The 16,205-nt window shown below is 65.2% G+C and carries 19 protein-coding genes; 13 read left to right on the top strand and 6 right to left on the bottom strand.

Annotated elements, in window-relative coordinates:
* The 4 genes from ACG97_RS09430 to ACG97_RS09415 all read left to right on the top strand — a co-directional run bounded on the left by ACG97_RS09430 (nt 1) and on the right by ACG97_RS09415 (nt 3,105).
* Complete coding sequence (locus tag ACG97_RS09430) at nt 1-771, top strand: ABC transporter ATP-binding protein (protein ID WP_047967105.1); 771 nt, start codon at nt 1-3, stop codon at nt 769-771.
* Nucleotides 768-1,478: an ABC transporter ATP-binding protein gene (locus ACG97_RS09425; protein ID WP_047967104.1), complete on the top strand. Its 711-nt coding sequence runs from the start codon at nt 768-770 to the stop codon at nt 1,476-1,478. The genes ACG97_RS09430 and ACG97_RS09425 overlap by 4 nt, the downstream gene beginning before the upstream one ends.
* 89 nt (nt 1,479-1,567) lie before the next feature.
* A complete protein-coding gene (locus tag ACG97_RS09420; RefSeq protein ID WP_047967103.1) occupies nt 1,568-2,350 on the top strand; it encodes a YdcF family protein in 783 nt (260 codons plus the stop codon).
* Nucleotides 2,347-3,105 carry a molybdopterin-binding protein gene (locus tag ACG97_RS09415; RefSeq protein WP_047967102.1) on the top strand — a complete coding sequence of 253 codons (759 nt, stop codon included), beginning with the start codon at nt 2,347-2,349 and terminating at the stop codon, nt 3,103-3,105. Before ACG97_RS09420 ends, ACG97_RS09415 begins: the two co-directional genes overlap by 4 nt.
* 161 nt (nt 3,106-3,266) lie before the next feature.
* On the opposite strand, the gene nadC is transcribed toward ACG97_RS09415, so the two are convergent.
* Entirely contained in the window at nt 3,267-4,106 is an 840-nt protein-coding gene (gene nadC / locus ACG97_RS09410) for a carboxylating nicotinate-nucleotide diphosphorylase (protein ID WP_047967101.1), read from the bottom strand.
* A 102-nt stretch (nt 4,107-4,208) separates the two neighbouring features.
* Here nadC and ACG97_RS09405 point away from each other — a divergent pair, with 102 nt between their 5' ends.
* Both ACG97_RS09405 and ACG97_RS09400 read left to right on the top strand, forming a co-directional pair.
* On the top strand, nt 4,209-4,868 hold the full coding sequence (locus ACG97_RS09405; protein WP_053068121.1) for an energy-coupling factor ABC transporter permease: 660 nt from the start codon (nt 4,209-4,211) through the stop codon (nt 4,866-4,868).
* 16 nt (nt 4,869-4,884) lie between these two features.
* Nucleotides 4,885-5,265 carry an MAPEG family protein gene (locus ACG97_RS09400; protein ID WP_047967100.1) on the top strand — a complete coding sequence of 127 codons (381 nt, stop codon included), beginning with the start codon at nt 4,885-4,887 and terminating at the stop codon, nt 5,263-5,265.
* Between the two features lie 76 nt (nt 5,266-5,341).
* On the opposite strand, the gene murB is transcribed toward ACG97_RS09400, so the two are convergent.
* From murB to ACG97_RS09385, 3 genes are all read right to left on the bottom strand, one after another.
* The gene (murB, locus tag ACG97_RS09395; RefSeq protein WP_047967099.1) at nt 5,342-6,358 is read right to left on the bottom strand and encodes a UDP-N-acetylmuramate dehydrogenase; all 1,017 of its coding nucleotides are present in this window, start codon (nt 6,356-6,358) and stop codon (nt 5,342-5,344) included.
* Between the two features lie 10 nt (nt 6,359-6,368).
* Nucleotides 6,369-7,757, bottom strand: a complete 1,389-nt coding sequence (locus ACG97_RS09390; RefSeq protein ID WP_047967098.1) for an MATE family efflux transporter — start codon at nt 7,755-7,757, stop codon at nt 6,369-6,371.
* Between the two features lie 73 nt (nt 7,758-7,830).
* Nucleotides 7,831-8,118, bottom strand: a complete 288-nt coding sequence (locus tag ACG97_RS09385; protein WP_047967097.1) for a hypothetical protein — start codon at nt 8,116-8,118, stop codon at nt 7,831-7,833.
* Between the two features lie 400 nt (nt 8,119-8,518).
* Between ACG97_RS09385 and pcnB the strand changes: the two genes are divergently transcribed.
* From pcnB to rraA, 7 genes are all read left to right on the top strand, one after another.
* Nucleotides 8,519-9,877, top strand: a complete 1,359-nt coding sequence (gene pcnB / locus ACG97_RS09380) for a polynucleotide adenylyltransferase PcnB (protein WP_047967096.1) — start codon at nt 8,519-8,521, stop codon at nt 9,875-9,877.
* On the top strand, nt 9,874-10,359 hold the full coding sequence (folK, locus tag ACG97_RS09375) for a 2-amino-4-hydroxy-6-hydroxymethyldihydropteridine diphosphokinase (RefSeq protein ID WP_047967095.1): 486 nt from the start codon (nt 9,874-9,876) through the stop codon (nt 10,357-10,359). The genes pcnB and folK overlap by 4 nt, the downstream gene beginning before the upstream one ends.
* Nucleotides 10,360-10,396: 37 nt before the next feature.
* Nucleotides 10,397-11,035, top strand: a complete 639-nt coding sequence (locus ACG97_RS09370; RefSeq protein ID WP_047967094.1) for a deoxynucleoside kinase — start codon at nt 10,397-10,399, stop codon at nt 11,033-11,035.
* A gap of 113 nt (nt 11,036-11,148) precedes the next feature.
* Nucleotides 11,149-11,940 carry a 3-methyl-2-oxobutanoate hydroxymethyltransferase gene (gene panB / locus ACG97_RS09365; protein ID WP_047967093.1) on the top strand — a complete coding sequence of 264 codons (792 nt, stop codon included), beginning with the start codon at nt 11,149-11,151 and terminating at the stop codon, nt 11,938-11,940.
* A 9-nt stretch (nt 11,941-11,949) separates the two neighbouring features.
* Nucleotides 11,950-12,783 (top strand): pantoate--beta-alanine ligase, encoded by an 834-nt coding sequence (panC, locus tag ACG97_RS09360; protein ID WP_047967092.1) that lies wholly within the window; start codon nt 11,950-11,952, stop codon nt 12,781-12,783.
* 37 nt (nt 12,784-12,820) lie between these two features.
* Entirely contained in the window at nt 12,821-13,201 is a 381-nt protein-coding gene (gene panD / locus ACG97_RS09355) for an aspartate 1-decarboxylase (protein WP_047967091.1), read from the top strand.
* A gap of 83 nt (nt 13,202-13,284) precedes the next feature.
* Nucleotides 13,285-13,764: a ribonuclease E activity regulator RraA gene (gene rraA / locus ACG97_RS09350; protein WP_047967090.1), complete on the top strand. Its 480-nt coding sequence runs from the start codon at nt 13,285-13,287 to the stop codon at nt 13,762-13,764.
* Nucleotides 13,765-13,839: 75 nt separating this feature from the next.
* On the opposite strand, the gene lolA is transcribed toward rraA, so the two are convergent.
* Together lolA and ACG97_RS09340 are read right to left on the bottom strand one after the other, a co-directional pair.
* Entirely contained in the window at nt 13,840-14,442 is a 603-nt protein-coding gene (lolA, locus tag ACG97_RS09345) for an outer membrane lipoprotein chaperone LolA (protein WP_047967089.1), read from the bottom strand.
* Nucleotides 14,443-14,505: 63 nt separating this feature from the next.
* Nucleotides 14,506-16,098 (bottom strand): NAD+ synthase, encoded by a 1,593-nt coding sequence (locus ACG97_RS09340; protein ID WP_047967088.1) that lies wholly within the window; start codon nt 16,096-16,098, stop codon nt 14,506-14,508.
* Nucleotides 16,099-16,205 lie beyond the last annotated feature (107 nt).

Here is a 16,205-nt window from a genome sequence, read left to right as displayed (position 1 = left end):
ATGTCTGAAGTTTTGCTGAAAATCGAAGGCATCAACAAGCGTTTTGGCGGCCTTCACGCACTGAGTAATGTCAGCCTGCACATCAACAAGGGCGAGATTTACGGCCTGATCGGTCCTAACGGCGCCGGCAAGACCACCATGTTCAACGTGCTGACCGGCCTGTACACCCCGGACGAAGGCTCCTTTACCTTTGACGGCAACGACCTGTTCCGTGCGCCACCGCACGTGGTGGTGAATACCGGTATCGCCCGTACCTTCCAGAACATCCGTCTGTTCCACGAGATGACGGCGCTGGAAAACGTGATGGTTGGCCGTCACATCCGCTCCAAGGCCAATGCGCTGGGTGCGGTGCTGCGCAACAAGGCCACCCGCGACGAGGAAGCCGAGATCGAGGCCAAGGCCTGGGAACTGCTGCGCTATGTCGGCATCGAGGATGTCGCCTACGAGCGTGCCAAGAACCTGTCCTACGGTCACCAGCGTCGTCTGGAAATCGCCCGTGCGCTGGCCACCGAGCCGAAGCTGCTGGCGCTGGATGAACCGGCCGCCGGCATGAACCCGAGCGAGACCGAATCGCTGAAGGCGTTGATGGAAAAGATCCGCGACGGTGGTGTCACCGTGCTGCTGATCGAACACGACGTGAAGCTGATGATGGGCCTGTGCGATCGTATCGCCGTGCTCGACTATGGCAAGAAAATTGCGGAAGGTGTGCCCGAAGTGGTACGTAAAGATCCGAAAGTGATCGAGGCTTATCTGGGAGTGGCACACGAATGAGCATTCTAGACGTCAAGAACCTGCAGGTTTCCTACGGTGGCATTCAGGCCGTCAAGGGCATCGACTTCCACATCAACAAGGGCGAGCTGGTGACCCTGATCGGTGCCAACGGCGCCGGCAAGACCACCACGCTGAAAACCCTGGTCGGCATGGTCAAGATCGCCGGCGGCAGCATCAACTTTGATGGCAAGGACACCACCAGCATCGCCACCCACGATTTCGTGCGTAACGGTCTGGTGATGGTGCCGGAAGGTCGTGGCATCTTCGGCAAGCTGACGGTGGAAGAAAACCTGCAAATGGGTGGTTTCCATCGCAACGACAAGGACGGCATCCAGCGCGACATCGAGCGCGGCTACGAGCTGTTCCCGCGCCTGAAGGAGCGCCAGAAGCAGCTGGCCGGTACCCTGTCCGGCGGTGAGCAGCAGATGGTGGCGATGGCGCGTGCGATCATCTCGCAGCCGAAGCTGTTGCTGCTGGACGAACCGTCGATGGGTCTGGCACCGCTGATCGTGGAAAAGATCTTCGAGATCATCCAGATGGTGGCGGCCGAAGGCGTGACCATGTTGCTGGTGGAACAGAACGCCAAGCTGGCGCTGCAGGTATCGCAGCGCGGCTATGTGATGGAAAGCGGCAAGATCAGCATGAGCGGCCCGGCGAAGGAACTGCTGGACGACGAGCGCGTGCGTAACGCCTACCTCGGCGGTTAATTCCGTCCGGTCACGGGTGCGGCCTGCCGGCCGCCCTGTGTGTGCTTGCCCGAGGCGGATATAGCCGCCGTGTCGCGAGAACAATCACCATGCTTGACACTCTCAGCCCCGATGTCCTGCTCCGCCAGGCACTCGGGGCTTTGTTTTTTCCGCCGCTGAACGGGTTGTTGCTGCTGCTGATCGGCGGCTACTGGCAGCGGCGGGCACCGGCGGCGGGCCGCTTGCTGTTGCTGCTGGCACTGCTGTTGAGTTATCTGCAGGCGACGCCGTGGCTGGCGATGCGGCTTAACGGCGCGCTGGAAACGTTTGCGCCGGCCACGCTGGCGCAGGTGCGCACGACCGGCGCCATCGTGGTGCTCGGCGGCGGCCAGCGCCCGGCGCCGGAGTATGCGGCCAACGTGCCGTCCGGCGACAGCCTGGCGCGACTGCGCTATGGCGCCTATCTGGCGCGGGCCAGCGGCCTGCCGCTGCTGCTGACCGGTGGCGCCCCCAACGGCGGCGAGGCCGAGGCGGTGGTGATGGCACGCGTGCTGCAGCAGGATTACGGCATCACCCCACGCTGGGTGGAGGCCGCTGCGGAAACCACCGCCGACAATGCCAGCCTGTCTGCCGCGCTGCTGCGCGAGGCCAAGGTTGGCCGCATCACGCTGGTGACACAGGCGTGGCACATGCCGCGCGCGCTGCCGCCGTTCCGTGCCGCCGGCCTACAGGTGCTGGCGGCGCCGACCGGCTATAGTCGTTATGACGGCATCTGGCTGCAGCACTGGCTGCCGAGCGGGCGTGCGATGCAGGAGGTGTATCAGGCGGAGCGCGAATGGCTGGGGCTGCTGTATTATCGCTTGCGTTCCCTCATCACAGGATTAAGCACATGAACACCGGCGCGCTGATCATCGGAGACGAACTGTTGTCCGGCAAACGCCAGGACAAGCACATGCCGGCGCTGATCCGCCTGCTGGCGGAGCGCGGCATGAAGCTGGCCTGGGTCGAGCACCTCGGTGACGATCCGGCTCGCATCGAAGCGGCGCTGCGGCGCGCCTTTGCCAGTGGCGATCTGGTGTTCAGCTTTGGCGGCATCGGCGCCACGCCGGACGACTACACCCGTGCCTGTGCCGCGCGGGCGCTGGACGAGGCGCTGGAGATTCACCCCGAGGCGAAGCAGCTGATCGAAGGTCGCTTTGGCGTCGACGCCTATCCGCACCGCATCAATATGGGCCGGCTGCCGGTCAGCGCGCGGCTGATCCCCAATCCGGTCAACCAGATGCCGGGCTTTTCCTGTCGCGACGTGCACTTCGTGCCCGGTTTTCCCAATATGGCGTGGCCGATGGTGGCGTGGGTACTGGACACACAGTACCGGGCGCTGTTTTCCGAGCACCCGGACGTGGAGCAGGGCTGCATCGCCATCGAGGCGCGTGAGGGCGACCTGATCACGCTGATGCAGGAATTCGTGGCGCGCTATCCGGCGCTGCGTTTTTCCAGCCTGCCCAATTTCGGCACCGACGCCATTCCGCAGATGCACATCGAATTCGGTTTCAGTGGCCAGCCGGCGCTGGTGGCGATGGCGCTGGACGAGTGGCGCAAGGCGCTGCTGGCCAAGGGCTACGAGGTGCGCGACAAGCCGGCGAGCTAGCTGCTGCGGTGCTGGCCGGCTAACGGCCGATGCGGATAACGCGGGGCGGCGCCATTCGCCGTGCTCAAGTACCGTGACAGACAAAAGGTTGGCCGCAAGCGGTGATGCTTGCGGCCAACCTTTTGTCGTTGTGGCGTAGGGCGCCGGCAGGCGCCGGTAGCTTAGTTGACGAAGCGCATCGAGAAGTCGATGGCGCGTACGTCCTTGGTCAGCTTGCCGATGGAAATGCGGTCGACGCCGGTGTCGGCGATGGCGCGCACGCTGTCCAGATCGACACCACCGGAGGCTTCCAGCTGCGCACGGCCGGCATTGCGGCGTACCGCCTCGCGCATCTCGTTCAGCGACATGTTGTCGAGCAGGATCAGCGGGCAGGCCGCGGCCAGCGCCTCGTCCAGCTCGGCCAGGTTTTCCACTTCCACCTGCAGCGTCACATGCGGCGGGGCGATGGCGCGCGCGGCTTTGAGCGCCGCGGTGATGCTGCCGTTGGCGATGATGTGGTTTTCCTTGATCAGGATGCCGTCGTAGAGGCCGACGCGCTGGTTGGCGCCACCACCGACGGTGACGGCGTACTTCTGCGCCAGGCGCAGGCCGGGTACCGTCTTGCGGGTGTCGTGGATCACGGCGCGGCTACCGGCGACGGCATCGACGTAACGACGCGTTTCGGTGGCGACGCCGGACAGCGTCTGCAGGAAGTTCAGGCCGCTGCGTTCGGCGGTGAGTAGCGCCTGCGCCGGGCCGTTGATGGTGCACACCACGTCACCGTTGCCGATGCGGGCGCCTTCTGCGACGTGCCACTGCACCCGGCAGCGCGCGTCGATCTGGCGATAGCACTCTTCCAGCCACGCCTGGCCGCAAAGTACCGCCGCTTCGCGCGCCACGATGCGCGCTTCACCCGGCTGGTTCGGGCACAGGGCGGCAGTCCAGTCCTTGTCGCCGATGTCTTCGGCTAGGGCAAGGCTGACGGAGTGGGCGATCAGGTGCTGGGCGGGCAAGGTCGGCATGATGGTCGGAGTCCGGGGCAAAGAGCGCGATTTTACCCCGCTTTGGCGTGGCGGTGGGGTGCTCTGCTATGATGAAGTTCTGTCGCCCGTCCCGATCCGCCGATGAATTTTCCCGATACGCTGTTTTCCCCGCCACTGTTGTGGGCTGCCACCGGCCTGATGTTGCTGCTGCTGTCGCTGGCGGCGTGGCGCGTGCCGTGGCGCACGCTGCCATCCGGCGCGGTCAGTGCCTGGGCGGCGGCCTGTGTGTTGCTGGCCGCGATGTGGCTGGTCAAGGCCGGCTTGCAGCCGGGGCTGTCGTTTCACCTGCTGGGGGCGGCGATCTTCACCCTGCTGATGGGGCCAGAGCTGGCGTTGCTGGCCCTGGCGCTGGTGCTGCTGTTGCAGGTGGCGGCAGGGCAACTGGGCTGGCTGGCGCTGGGGCTGAATTTCTGCGTCACGCTGTTGCCGGCGGTGGCGGTGACCGCGCTGGCCCTGCGTCTGGCGCAGCGTTATCTGCCGGCACACCTGTTCGTCTATGTCTTCGTCAACGCCTTTCTCGCCGGCGGCTTGAGCCTGATAGTCGCCGCCGCCAGCGGCATGGCGCTGCTGTGGCTGCAGGGCGTATACGACTGGCCCTACCTGCTGGATAACGCGCTGCCGTTCTATTTTTTGCTGTCGTGGTCGGAGGCGTTCACCAGCGGGCTGGTGCTGTCGATCATGGTGGTGTACCGGCCGCAGTGGGTGCGCAGTTTTGATGATGCGCGCTATCTGGTGCGCTGACTGAAAGGGGAGTGTGATGCAGTTTGCGTTCTGGGCCATCCTGCTGGCTGCGGCGATGCCGCTACTATGGGCGGTGCTGGCCAAAAGCGGGCCGGGTTTCGATAATCATCAGCCGCGGCGCTATCTCGCCGGGCTGCAGGGCTGGCGCCAGCGTGCACAGTGGGCGCAGCAGAATTCCTGGGAGGCGTTCGCGCCGTTTGCCGCCGCCGTCATCGTCGCCTACCTGATGATGGTGACCCCGCTGCAGCTGGATGCAGCGGCCGCTGTCTTCATCGTGGCACGGCTCGGCTATGGCGTGTGCTATGTCGCCGACTGGGCCACGTTGCGCTCGCTGTGCTGGACGGTGGGCTTTGGCGCGGTGGTGTACCTGTTCCTGGCGGCCGCGCATTTGCTGTGATGCCGGAGGCTGGAAAGCAATGCGGCCAACCTTGTCCAAGGTTGGCCGCATTGCATTGCTGCTTGTCTGTTGCCAGTTACAGCATGATCGGTTCGGCTTCCAGCGCCACGCCATAGCGGTCCAGCACCGTGGTCTGTACCTTGGCCGCCAGCGCAGCGATTTGCCGGCCGCTGGCGTGGCCGTAGTTGACCAGTACCAGCGCCTGCTTGGCGTGCACGCCGGCGTCGCCGTCGCGGTAGCCCTTCAGCCCTGCCTGGTCGATCAGCCAGCCGGCCGCCAGCTTCACCTTGCCTTCGCCGGCCGGATAGTGCGGCAGCGCCGGAAAGCGCGCCAGCAGCGCGGCGGCCTGCTCGTTGTCGACGATCGGATTCTTGAAGAAGCTGCCGGCATTGCCCAGCTGCGCCGGATCCGGCAGCTTGCTCTGGCGGATGGCGATCACCGCGCGGCTGACCTCCTGCGCACTCGGCGTGCCGCTGATGCCCATTGCCAGCAGTTGCTGTGCGATGTCGCCGTAGCCGGTCTTGCTGTGCGCATGGCGCGACAGGCGAAAGCGCACCGCGGTCACCAGATAGCGGCCGGCGTGCTGCTTGAACACGCTGTCGCGGTAGGCAAAGCGGCAGTCGGCATTGGCCAGCGTCACCGCCGCGCCGCCGTGCTGCAGGTCGGCGCACACCACTTCCGTGATGCAGTCCTTCACTTCCACGCCGTAGGCGCCGATGTTCTGGATCGGGCTGGCGCCGACGGTGCCGGGGATCAGGCTGAGATTTTCCAGCCCGCACCAGCCCTGCTGCAGGGTATGGCAGACGAAGTCGTGCCAGTTTTCGCCGGCGGCGGCCTCGATGACCACGCTGTCGCCGTCGTCGGCCAGCAGGCGGATGCCCTTTAGCAGGATGCGTACCACGGTGCCGGGGTAGTCGTCGCGCAGCAGCAGGTTGCTGCCGCCGCCCAGCCACAGCACCGGGCCGTCCAGCTCGGTCAGCAGGGCCGGCAGATGGCTCAGCTGCTGCAGCTCGGTGTAGCGGCGTGCGCTGGCGGCAATGCCGAAGGTGTTGAACGGTCGCAGCGAAACGTGTTGCTGGAAGGTGATGGTCACGAAGCGGGCCTCACAAGGTTTGACGATGCAGGCGCTGCCTGCTGATATGGGAAAGGTAGCCGACCAGGGTCAGCCCCGCCACGCTGAGGCTGACCACCAGTGCCGCCCAGAAGCCGTGCACGCCCATGCGCGGCACCAGCCAGTCGGTCAGTCCCAGCACCATGCCCAGCCCGAGGCCGAGACCCCAGAACGACACGATGTGGATTGCCATCGGCAGGGTGGTGATCTTGTAGCCGCGCAGCGCACCGGAGGCTACCGTCTGCATCGCGTCGGTCAGCTGGTAAAAGGCGGCGAACAGCATCAGCGTGCTGCCCAGCGCCACCACCGCCGGGTCCGGGCTGTACATGGCGATGATCTGGTGGCGGAACAGCAGCACCAGCAGCATGGTCAGCACCGCGGCGGCGATACTGAGCGCAATACCGAGGCCGCTGATCAGCCGCGCCTGCTGGTAGTCGCCGCTGCCGATACTCTGGCCGACGCGGATGGTCAGTGCGGTGGCGATGCTCTGCGGGATCATGTAGATCAGGCTGGAGAAATTCAGCACCGCCTGGTGGCTGGCCACTACCAGGGTGCCCAGCTGCGCGATCAGCAGCGCGATGAAGGAAAACAGGCTGACCTCGACGAAGAACGACAGTCCGATCGGCAGCCCCAGCTTCAGCATCGCCGGAAAGCGCGACCATTGCGGCCAGCTGAATTGCTGCGTCAGGCCGTAGTCGGCCAGTGCCCGGTTGCGGGCGAGGTAGACGAACAGCGTGATGGCGTTGAACCACATCACCATGCCGGTGGCCCAGCCGCAGCCGGCACCGCCCAGTTGCGGCAGGCCGAACAGGCCGTGGATCAGCATGTAGTTGAGCGGAATGTTCAGTAGCAGCGCGATCAGGCTCACCACCATGATCGGGCGCGGGCGGTTGAGGCTGGAGGCAAAGGCGTGCAGCGCACGGTGCATCATCGCCGCCGGCATGCCGATGGCGGTGCCGCTGATGAACAGCATCACCTTGTCCTCCACCGTGTCCGGTAGGCTCAGCCACTGGCGCAACAGTGGCTGGATCGCCAGCATCAGCAGCGCGCCGAGGCAGCCGAGCAGCAGCCCGAACCACAGGCCCTGGCGCGCGGTTTCTCCGATGCTGCGGGTTTCGCCGGCACCGAACTGGTGCGACAGGATAGGGTTCAGCGCGCTGACGATGCCCATCAGCGTGACATAGACGGTGATGAAGATGCTGGCGCCCAGCGATACCGCCGCCAGATCGTCGGTGCTGACGCGGCCGGCCATCACCGTGTCGACAAAACCGGTCGCGACCTGGGCGATCTGCGCCACCATCATCGGCAGCGCCAGATGGCTCAGGGTGCGGGTTTCTTCGCGGATGCGCGGCCAGCCAGCCTTATCAAGGTGAAACAGCATGTCAATCCAGCTCGGGAGCAAACCGCCGATTATAGCCGGATCGGCCGCGCGGCGTCCGTGCCGCGCAGCGGGCTCAGGCGATGCCCGGGCGGCGCAGGTGGCAGCTGATGATCAGCGCGTTGCCGAACAGGCGGTTGATCTGCAGCGCCTGGTCGACATCGACATCCTGCAGTAGTAGTTTGCCCTGTTGCAGGCTGGCGGCCAGGCCGCGTTCGCTGGCCCAGGCCAGCAGTGAGGTCAGCTGGCGGGCGCCGGCATTGTCGCCGAGGTGGATGGCGCGCAGCTCGCCGCGCAGCGATGGGGTGGAACGGGCAGGGGTGGTGGCAAACTCGGTGTAACGGTCTTGTTCGCAGTCGTACATGGTCTCGGTCTTCCTTGTCGGTCGCCCGGACTATCCGAGCGACGCTTTAGCAGAGTTGGTTTAACGGCGCCCTGCAAGTTGTCGATTAACTCGGCGCCATGCGTTTTCACGCGGGGTACGGCTTTTCGGCAGCAGAAAACAAAAAATCCGCTGGCCAGTGGCTGCAGCGGATCGCTTGATCTGACGCTTTAGCTGGCATTTATAATGCGCCCGCAAGCTGATATCAAATCGGCGCAGGAACAACGTTACGACAGGCCGGCGCCGCTTGTCAAGCTGGCGCGGCGTGCGGCTGCCGGTGGTGGTATTGGCAGGCAGGTGGAGCCAGTTTTGCGAATCGCGCTATAATCCGCCGCCTGAACGCGGACTTTGTGTCCTTTTTTTCTTTCTCAGTGTAGCCCCGATGATCCGTAAACTCATCAGTCGAATCTTCGACTTGCCTGCCAGCCTGGCCGGCAACAAGAGCAAGCCGCGTGTGCTTGCCCTGGCCCAGCACGGCGTGCGCCGTGACGCACTCAGCCATGCCGCCCTGCGTGTGGTATCGCGGCTGCAGGACGCCGGTTTCGCCGCCTATGTCGTCGGTGGCGCGGTGCGGGACCTGCTGCTGGGAGTCACGCCCAAGGATTTCGACGTGGCCACCAGTGCCACGCCGGAGCAGGTGCACCACCTGTTCCGCCGCTCGCGCATCATCGGCCGCCGCTTCCGCATCGTGCACGTGATGATGGGGCCGGAAACCATCGAGGTGACCACCTTCCGTGGCGGCGAAGTCGCCAACAAGAACGAAACCGGTCGCGTGATGGCGGACAACACCTACGGCAACCAGGTCGAGGACGCGCTGCGTCGCGACTTCACCGTCAATGCGCTGTTCTACAACCCGACCGATGAAACCATCATCGACTATCACCACGGCGTAAAAGACCTGCGCGCCAGGAAGCTGGTGATGATCGGCCAGCCGGCGCGCCGTTACCAGGAAGACCCGGTGCGCATGCTGCGTGCGGTTCGCCTGGCCGCCAAGCTGGATTTCACCATCGACGAACATACCCGCAAGCCGATTGCGGCCAACGCTGCGCTGCTGCGCAACGAGCCGCCGGCGCGGTTGTTCGACGAGCTGCTGAAGCTGCTGCACTCCGGCCACGCCTACGCCTGCCTGAAGATGCTGCGCGACGAAGGCCTGTCGCAGGGGACCTTCCCGCTGCTGGATGCGGTGATGGACGAGCCGGGTGGCGAGACCTTCCTCAAGAACGCGCTGGCCAATACCGACGAGCGCGTGCGCGCCGACAAGCCGGTTTCGGTCGGCTTCATGCTGGCGGCGATGCTGTGGGCGCAGGTGCGCAACCGCTGGCAGCAGCGCCTGCAGCAGGGTGAGCGCGACATCGCGGCACTGGTCGAGGCGATGGCGGAAGTGGAAACGCTGCAGGACAACGACTTTGCCATCCCGAAGCGCTTCTCTGCCACCATGCGCGAGATCTGGTTCCTGCAGCCGCGCTTCGAGAGCCGTGCCGGGCAGCGCCCGTTCCGCTTTGTCGAGCAGCCGCGCTTCCGCGCCGCCTATGACTTCTTCTGCCTGCGCGCCGATGCCGGCGAGGTGCCGCGCGAGCTGCAGCAGTGGTGGGAAGACTTCCAGAACGGCGATACCGCCGAGCGCCAGCAGCTGGTCGACGACGTGCGCAACAGCGGTGGCGAAGCCGCCAATCCGGAGCGCAAGAAGCGCCGTCGCCGGCGCAAGCCGGCTGCCGCCGCGGGTGGCGGGGAGCCGGCGTGACCCTGGCGGTGATTGCGCTGGGCAGCAATCTGGAAAATCCGGTGCAACAGGTGGAGGCGGCGCTGCAAAGGTTGGCCGCATTGCCGTCCACGCGGCTGGTGCGCCGTTCCGCCTGCTACCGCACCGCCCCGGTCGGTTTCGCCGATCAACCCGATTTCATCAACGCGGTGTGCGAAGTCGACACCACGCTGGACGCCGAAGCGCTGCTGGCGCAGCTGCTGCAGCTGGAGCAGGACTTCGGCCGCGTGCGCAGCTTCCGCAACGCGCCGCGGGTGCTGGACCTCGATCTGCTGCTGATGGACGGTGTCACGCGCGACAGCGAGTTTTTGACGCTGCCACACCCGCGCATGCACGAGCGTGCCTTCGTGATGCTGCCGCTGGCGGAAATGGCGCCCGAGCGGCAGTTGCCGCAGGGCCGGGTCAGCGACATTGCCGCCGCGCTCGATGGCAGCGGTGTCAGCCGCCTGCCGCGCAGTAAATAACCCCCGGCAGCAGCGGCTGCCTCCCAAGGAGTACGTGATGACGCAACTGCGCTATGTCGTGGTGGAAGGCCCCATTGCTTCCGGCAAGGCCGCCCTGGCGCGCCGGCTGGCGGATCACTGGGCGGTGCGCCTGCTGGCGGAAGCCGCGGAGCAGAACCCGTTTCTCGAGCGTTTCTACCGCAATCCCCCGTATCACGGTCTGGCCACCCAGCTGTCCTTCCTGTTGCAGCGTGCCGACGCCGCGCGCGCGATGCTGGAAGGCGAGCTGCTGGCGACGCCGCTGGTGTCCGACTTCCTGTTCGAGAAGGACGCGCTGTTTGCCGAGCTGGCGCTGGAAGACGACGAGCTGGCGCTGTACCGCCGTATCGCGCCGGCGGTGTTGCGCGCCCACCCGGTGCCGGACCTGGTGATCTACCTGCAGGCGTCGCCGGAAACGGTGCAGCAGCGGCTGGAGCGGGCGGTGGCCAGTGGCGCGATGTCGCCGCTGCCGGCAGGCTATGTCCAGCGCGTACACGCCGCCTACAGCACGTTTTTCCATGCCTACGCGGGCGCGCCGCTGTTGATCGTCAACACCGATCATCTTGATTTGGTTGAAGGTGATGATGATTTCGGGCTATTGTTGCGCTGCATCAGCGAGATGCGAGGCCAACGCAGTTACTTCAACAAGGGTATCTGAACCCTGCCCGGCCGGAAGGCGGAGCCATCAGTTCCGCACCGCGGCCGCCCCTGCGTATCCGGGTGGTCACCCGCACCCCGGTCGCAGCTGCACGCAACGAGGAAATACAGAATATGAAAATAACCGTTAATACTTTGCAGACCATGGCCGCCGAAGGCCGCAAGATCAGCATGCTGACCTGTTACGACGCCAGCTTCGCCAGCCTGCTGGATGGCGCCGGTGTCGACATCCTGCTGATCGGCGATTCGCTGGGCATGGTGATGCAGGGGCGGGATTCGACGCTGCCGGTGACCATGGAACAGATGGAATACCATACCCGCTGTGTCGCGCAGGGCAGCAAGAACGCGATGGTGCTCGGCGACATGCCGTTCGGCAGCTACCAGGAAAGTCCGGCACAGGCGTTTGCCAATGCCGCGCGCCTGATGCAGGCAGGCGCACACATGGTCAAGATCGAGGGTGGCGCCTTCATGGCGGAAACCGTGCGCTTCCTGGTGCAGCGCGGCGTGCCGGTGTGCGCCCATATCGGCCTCACCCCGCAGTTCGTCAACACCTTCGGCGGCTACAAGGTGCAGGGCAAGAGCGAATCCGATGCCGAGCGCATCATGGCTGACGCCCGCGCGCTGGCCGACGCCGGTGCCAGCATGGTGCTGATGGAGTGTGTGCCGGCGGTGCTGGCGAAGAAGATCACCGAAGCGATCAGCGTGCCGACCATCGGCATCGGTGCCGGTCTCGACGTCTCCGGCCAGGTGCTGGTGTTGTACGACGTGCTCGGCGTGTATCCGGGCAAGAAAGCGCGTTTCGTCAAGGACTTCATGGCCGAGGCGCAAAGCATCCAGGGCGCGGTCAGCGCCTATGTCGCCGCGGTGAAAGCACAGACTTTCCCGGCGCCCGAACACTGTTTCTGAGTCCGTCCCATGCAAATCATCCGTAGCATTGCCGAGCTGCGCGCCTGGCGCAAAACCGCCGGCCGCGTCGCCTTCGTCCCGACCATGGGCAACCTGCACGAAGGCCATCTGGCGCTGGTTGCCACCGCGCGGCAGCACGCCGAACAGGTGGTGGTCAGCATCTTCGTCAACCGCCTGCAGTTCGGCCAGGGCGAGGATTTCGACGCCTACCCGCGCACCTTCGAGGCCGATGGCGACAAGCTGCGCGCCGCCGGCGTCGCGGTGCTGTTCTTCCCCGACGAGCGTGAGCTGTATCCGCGCATCAAGCAGGACTTCAACGTCGAGCCGCCGCATATCCAGAACGAGCTGTGCGGTGCCTTCCGCCCCGGCCACTTCCGCGGCGTGGCCACCGTGGTCGCCAAGCTGTTCAACATCGTGCAGCCGGACGTCGCCTGCTTCGGCAAGAAGGACTTCCAGCAACTGCACGTGATCCGCGCCATGGTCGACGACCTCAACATGCCGATCGAGATCGTGCCGGTGGATACCGGCCGCGCCGATGACGGCTTGGCGCTGTCGTCACGCAATGGCTACCTCAGCAGTGACGAGCGCGCCGAGGCGCCGCGGCTGTACCGCCAGCTGTCCGCCATCCGCGCGGCGCTGCAGGCCGGTGACAGCAATTATGCGGCGCTGGAAAAGGCCGCCTGCGACGAGCTGAACGGCCACGGCTGGCGCGTGGACTATGTCGAGATCCGCCAGGCCGACACGCTGGAGATCGCCCACGTCGGCGAGGCGCGGCTGGTGGTGCTGGCGGCGGCGCGTCTGGGCCGCACCCGGCTGATTGACAATATCGAAGTGGCGCGCTGACCCGCCGCGCCGCAAGCAACAACAGGAAGACCGAACCATGCAGCGTTCCATGCTGAAATCCAAGCTTCACCGCGTCACCACCACCCACGCCGAACTGCACTACATCGGCTCCTGCGCCATTGATGAAAACCTGCTGGAAGCGGCCGACATCAAGGAATACGAAGAAGTGCAGATCTGGAACGTGACCAACGGCGAGCGTTTCGCCACCTACGCCATCCGCGCCGAGCGCGGTTCCGGCGTGATCTCGGTCAACGGTTCCGCCGCGCGCCGCGCCGCCCCCGGCGACCTGCTGATCATCGCCTCGTTCGCCGCCTACGAAGACAGCGAACTGGCCAGCCACACGCCGAAGCTGGTGTTCGTTGACGAGCGCAACCAGATGACCGAGCTGGCGTCGCTGACGCCGGTACAACCGGCCTGATTGCCGAGGTAACCCGTTTCAAGCAAGCCGCCCGCAGAGGCGGCTTTTTATTGCCTGAGCACAACCGAGAAAAGGAGAAATTGATGAGTTTTCTGACAACTGACCTCTATGACGTCAACGAGGGCCGCGTGGCGGTGGTGGAGCCGATGTTCCGTGCCTACGGCGGCCGCGCCCGCTTTGCCGGCCAGGTGGTGACGCTGAAGGTGTACGAGGACAATACCCGCGTGCGCGAAGTGCTGGCCGAGCCGGGGAAGGGCAAGATCCTGGTGGTCGATGGCGGTGGCTCCAAACGCTGTGCGTTGCTGGGCGACCAGATTGCCGAGCTGGCGGTGAAGAACGGCTGGGAAGGGGTGGTGGTTTATGGCTGCATCCGCGATTCGGTGGCCATCAACGCGCTGGATATCGGTGTGCGTGCGCTGGATACCAACCCGAAGAAAACCGTGAAGCGCAATGAAGGGCAGCGCGATCTGGTGCTGGCCTTTGGCGCGGTGGAGTTCGTACCCGGCCACTGGCTGTATGTCGACGAGGACGGTCTGCTGCTGTCGGCGACGCCGCTGCTGTAAGCCCTTGCGGCCAACGTTGGCCGCAGGCGCAAAAAAAGCCGGACCATGCGGTCCGGCTTTTTTGCGGTTGGCGTCTTACTCGCCGACCACGTCGACACCGGCGGGCGGGGTGAAGCGGAACTGTGCCGGGTTGACCTTGGCGTTGCGCTGCAGGTTCTTGAACTGGATGCGGGTGATATTGCCGAAGCTGTCGGCCAGCTCCATTTCCACCAGCTGGTTGGCGGTGAAGCCCATCTTGATCGATTCAAACGTGTTGTCGGCCTTTTTCGGGCTGGCGGCCAGCCATTCCACCTTGCCGGTCTTGCCGACTTCGCGCAGCTGGTAGTCGCGCTCGATGGCGTTGCTGCCGGCCAGCAGCGCCGCCGGCGAATTGCCCAGCGCGCCGGCCTGGTCACGGCGGGTGACCTGGGCTAGCTCCTTGTCGTACAGCCACAGCGTCTTGCCGTCGCCGACGATCAGCTGCTCGAACGGCTGGGCGTAGGTCCAGCGCAGCTTGCCGGGGCGCTGGATCTGCATGGTGCCGTGTGCGGTTTCCTGGCGCTGCTTGCCGCTCACCGTCTGGGTGAAATCGGCGGCCAGGGTCCTGGTGCCTGCGATAAAGGCCTTGAACTGTGGCAGCGCGGCGGCGTGTGCCGGCAGCGTGGCGGCCAGCAGCAGGCCGAGTAGGGCTTGTTTCATGCGTATCCTTAACTGGCGCGGGCGGTTGTCCCTGTTGCTATGACCCGCCCGGCGGGGCCGCGTTCAGCTGAAGCGGTTGGTAATCGGGTAGCGCCAGTCCTTGCCGAAGCCGCGATGGGTGATGCGCGGTCCGACCGGCGCCTGGCGGCGCTTGTATTCGTTGATCTTCAGCAGGCGCACCACCTTGGCCACGTCGGCCTCGGCAAAGCCGGCCTTGACGATGTCGGCGGCGGACTGGTTGTGCTCGACGTAGCGTTCCATGATCGCGTCCAGCACGTCGTACGGTGGCAGACTGTCTTGGTCTTTCTGGTCGGGGCGAAGTTCCGCCGACGGCGGCCGGGTGATGATGCGTTCCGGAATTATCTCGCCCTGGGTATTGCGCCAGCGGCACAGCGCGAATACCAGCGTCTTGGCCACATCCTTCAGCACCGCGAAGCCGCCGGCCATGTCGCCGTACAGCGTGCAGTAGCCGGTGGTCATCTCCGACTTGTTGCCGGTGGTCAGCACCAGCTTGCCGGACTTGTTGGACAGCGCCATCAGCAGCGTACCGCGGATGCGTGCCTGCAGGTTTTCCTCGGTGGTGTCGGCTGGGAGGCCGGCAAACGACGGCGCCAGCGCGTTCATGAAGCTTTCGTACATCGGCCAGATTTCGATCTCGTCGTACTTCACGCCGACGCGCTGCACCATGTCGCGGCTGTCGTCGACGCTGATGTCGGCGGTGTAGCGTGACGGCATCATTACCGCGTGTACCTTGTCGGCGCCCAGCGCGTCCACCGCAATGGCCAGCGTCAGCGCGGAGTCGATGCCGCCGGACAGGCCCAGCAGGGCGCCGGGGAAGCCGTTCTTGGTGATGTAGTCGCGCACGCCGACCACCAGGGCGCGGTACGCGCTCTCCAGTTCGTCCGGCAGCGGCGCAAGGTTGGCCGCAACGATGTCGCCATCCACCACATCCAGCAGCAGCAGTTCGTCGTCGTAGGCGGCGGCCTGCGCCACCACTTCGCCGGCTTTGTTCAGCGCGAAGGAGGCGCCGTCGAACACCAGTTCATCCTGGCCGCCGGTGAGGTTGACGTAGGCCATCGGCAGGCCGGTTTCCTGCACCCGGTAGCGCATCACCTCGTGGCGGGTGGCGATCTTGTTGCGGTGGAACGGCGACGCGTTCAGCGACACGATGACCTCGGCGCCGGCATCGGCGGCTTCGGCCGCCGGCTCTACCGACCAGCCGTCCTCGCAGATGATGATGCCGACCTTGACGCCGTTCTGCTCGAACACCAGTGGCGCGGCGCCGGGAGTGAAGTAGCGGCACTCGTCGAACACTTCGTTATTGGGCAGCAGCATCTTGTGGTACTGGCCCAATCTATGGCCATCCCGCAGCACGGTGGCGGCGTTGAAGCGCTCGTGGCCGAGGCGGGCAGGGTGGCCGATCACCAGCGTGATGCCGTCCAGCATTTCCAGTTCGTCGAGGCCGGCGTAGATGGCGCGGTAGAAGTGTTCGCGCAGCAGCAGGTCTTCCGGGCTGTAGCCGGTCAGTGCCAGCTCCGGCGTGACCAGTACGTCGGCACCCTGTGCCATGGCCGTCTTGGCCAGCTCGAGGATTTTGCGGGTGTTGCCGGCGATGTCGCCGACAACCGGGTTGAACTGGGCAAGTGCAATGCGCATCGGGAGAACCACCAGTAGAGAATCGATCGGCCAATTTTAGCGTTGTCTCGCCCGTACCGCATAAAAAACTTGCGCAACGGCCGACTCGCTTATACAATGCGCCTCCT

Origin of the sequence: Vogesella sp. EB (assembly GCF_001037925.1) — a bacterium.
Classification (GTDB): Bacteria; Pseudomonadota; Gammaproteobacteria; order Burkholderiales; family Chromobacteriaceae; genus Vogesella; species Vogesella indigofera.
The sequence above is the reverse complement of the archived record's forward strand: the minus strand, read 5'-3'. Positions and strand labels throughout refer to the sequence as shown.

Bases quoted from the DNA above. Each gene is read 5' to 3' on its own strand.
- ACG97_RS09340 (WP_047967088.1), bottom strand. From the start codon at position 16,098: ATGCGCATTGCACTTGCCCAGTTCAACCCGGTTGTCGGCGACATCGCC.
- rraA (WP_047967090.1), top strand. From the start codon at position 13,285: ATGAGTTTTCTGACAACTGACCTCTATGACGTCAACGAGGGCCGCGTG.
- nadC (WP_047967101.1), bottom strand. From the start codon at position 4,106: ATGCCGACCTTGCCCGCCCAGCACCTGATCGCCCACTCCGTCAGCCTT.
- panB (WP_047967093.1), top strand. From the start codon at position 11,149: ATGAAAATAACCGTTAATACTTTGCAGACCATGGCCGCCGAAGGCCGC.
- ACG97_RS09420 (WP_047967103.1), top strand. From the start codon at position 1,568: ATGCTTGACACTCTCAGCCCCGATGTCCTGCTCCGCCAGGCACTCGGG.
- ACG97_RS09405 (WP_053068121.1), top strand. From the start codon at position 4,209: ATGAATTTTCCCGATACGCTGTTTTCCCCGCCACTGTTGTGGGCTGCC.
- ACG97_RS09430 (WP_047967105.1), top strand. From the start codon at position 1: ATGTCTGAAGTTTTGCTGAAAATCGAAGGCATCAACAAGCGTTTTGGC.
- ACG97_RS09390 (WP_047967098.1), bottom strand. From the start codon at position 7,757: ATGCTGTTTCACCTTGATAAGGCTGGCTGGCCGCGCATCCGCGAAGAA.
- pcnB (WP_047967096.1), top strand. From the start codon at position 8,519: ATGATCCGTAAACTCATCAGTCGAATCTTCGACTTGCCTGCCAGCCTG.
- ACG97_RS09425 (WP_047967104.1), top strand. From the start codon at position 768: ATGAGCATTCTAGACGTCAAGAACCTGCAGGTTTCCTACGGTGGCATT.
- ACG97_RS09370 (WP_047967094.1), top strand. From the start codon at position 10,397: ATGACGCAACTGCGCTATGTCGTGGTGGAAGGCCCCATTGCTTCCGGC.
- lolA (WP_047967089.1), bottom strand. From the start codon at position 14,442: ATGAAACAAGCCCTACTCGGCCTGCTGCTGGCCGCCACGCTGCCGGCA.
- panD (WP_047967091.1), top strand. From the start codon at position 12,821: ATGCAGCGTTCCATGCTGAAATCCAAGCTTCACCGCGTCACCACCACC.
- ACG97_RS09385 (WP_047967097.1), bottom strand. From the start codon at position 8,118: ATGTACGACTGCGAACAAGACCGTTACACCGAGTTTGCCACCACCCCT.
- panC (WP_047967092.1), top strand. From the start codon at position 11,950: ATGCAAATCATCCGTAGCATTGCCGAGCTGCGCGCCTGGCGCAAAACC.
- ACG97_RS09415 (WP_047967102.1), top strand. From the start codon at position 2,347: ATGAACACCGGCGCGCTGATCATCGGAGACGAACTGTTGTCCGGCAAA.
- ACG97_RS09400 (WP_047967100.1), top strand. From the start codon at position 4,885: ATGCAGTTTGCGTTCTGGGCCATCCTGCTGGCTGCGGCGATGCCGCTA.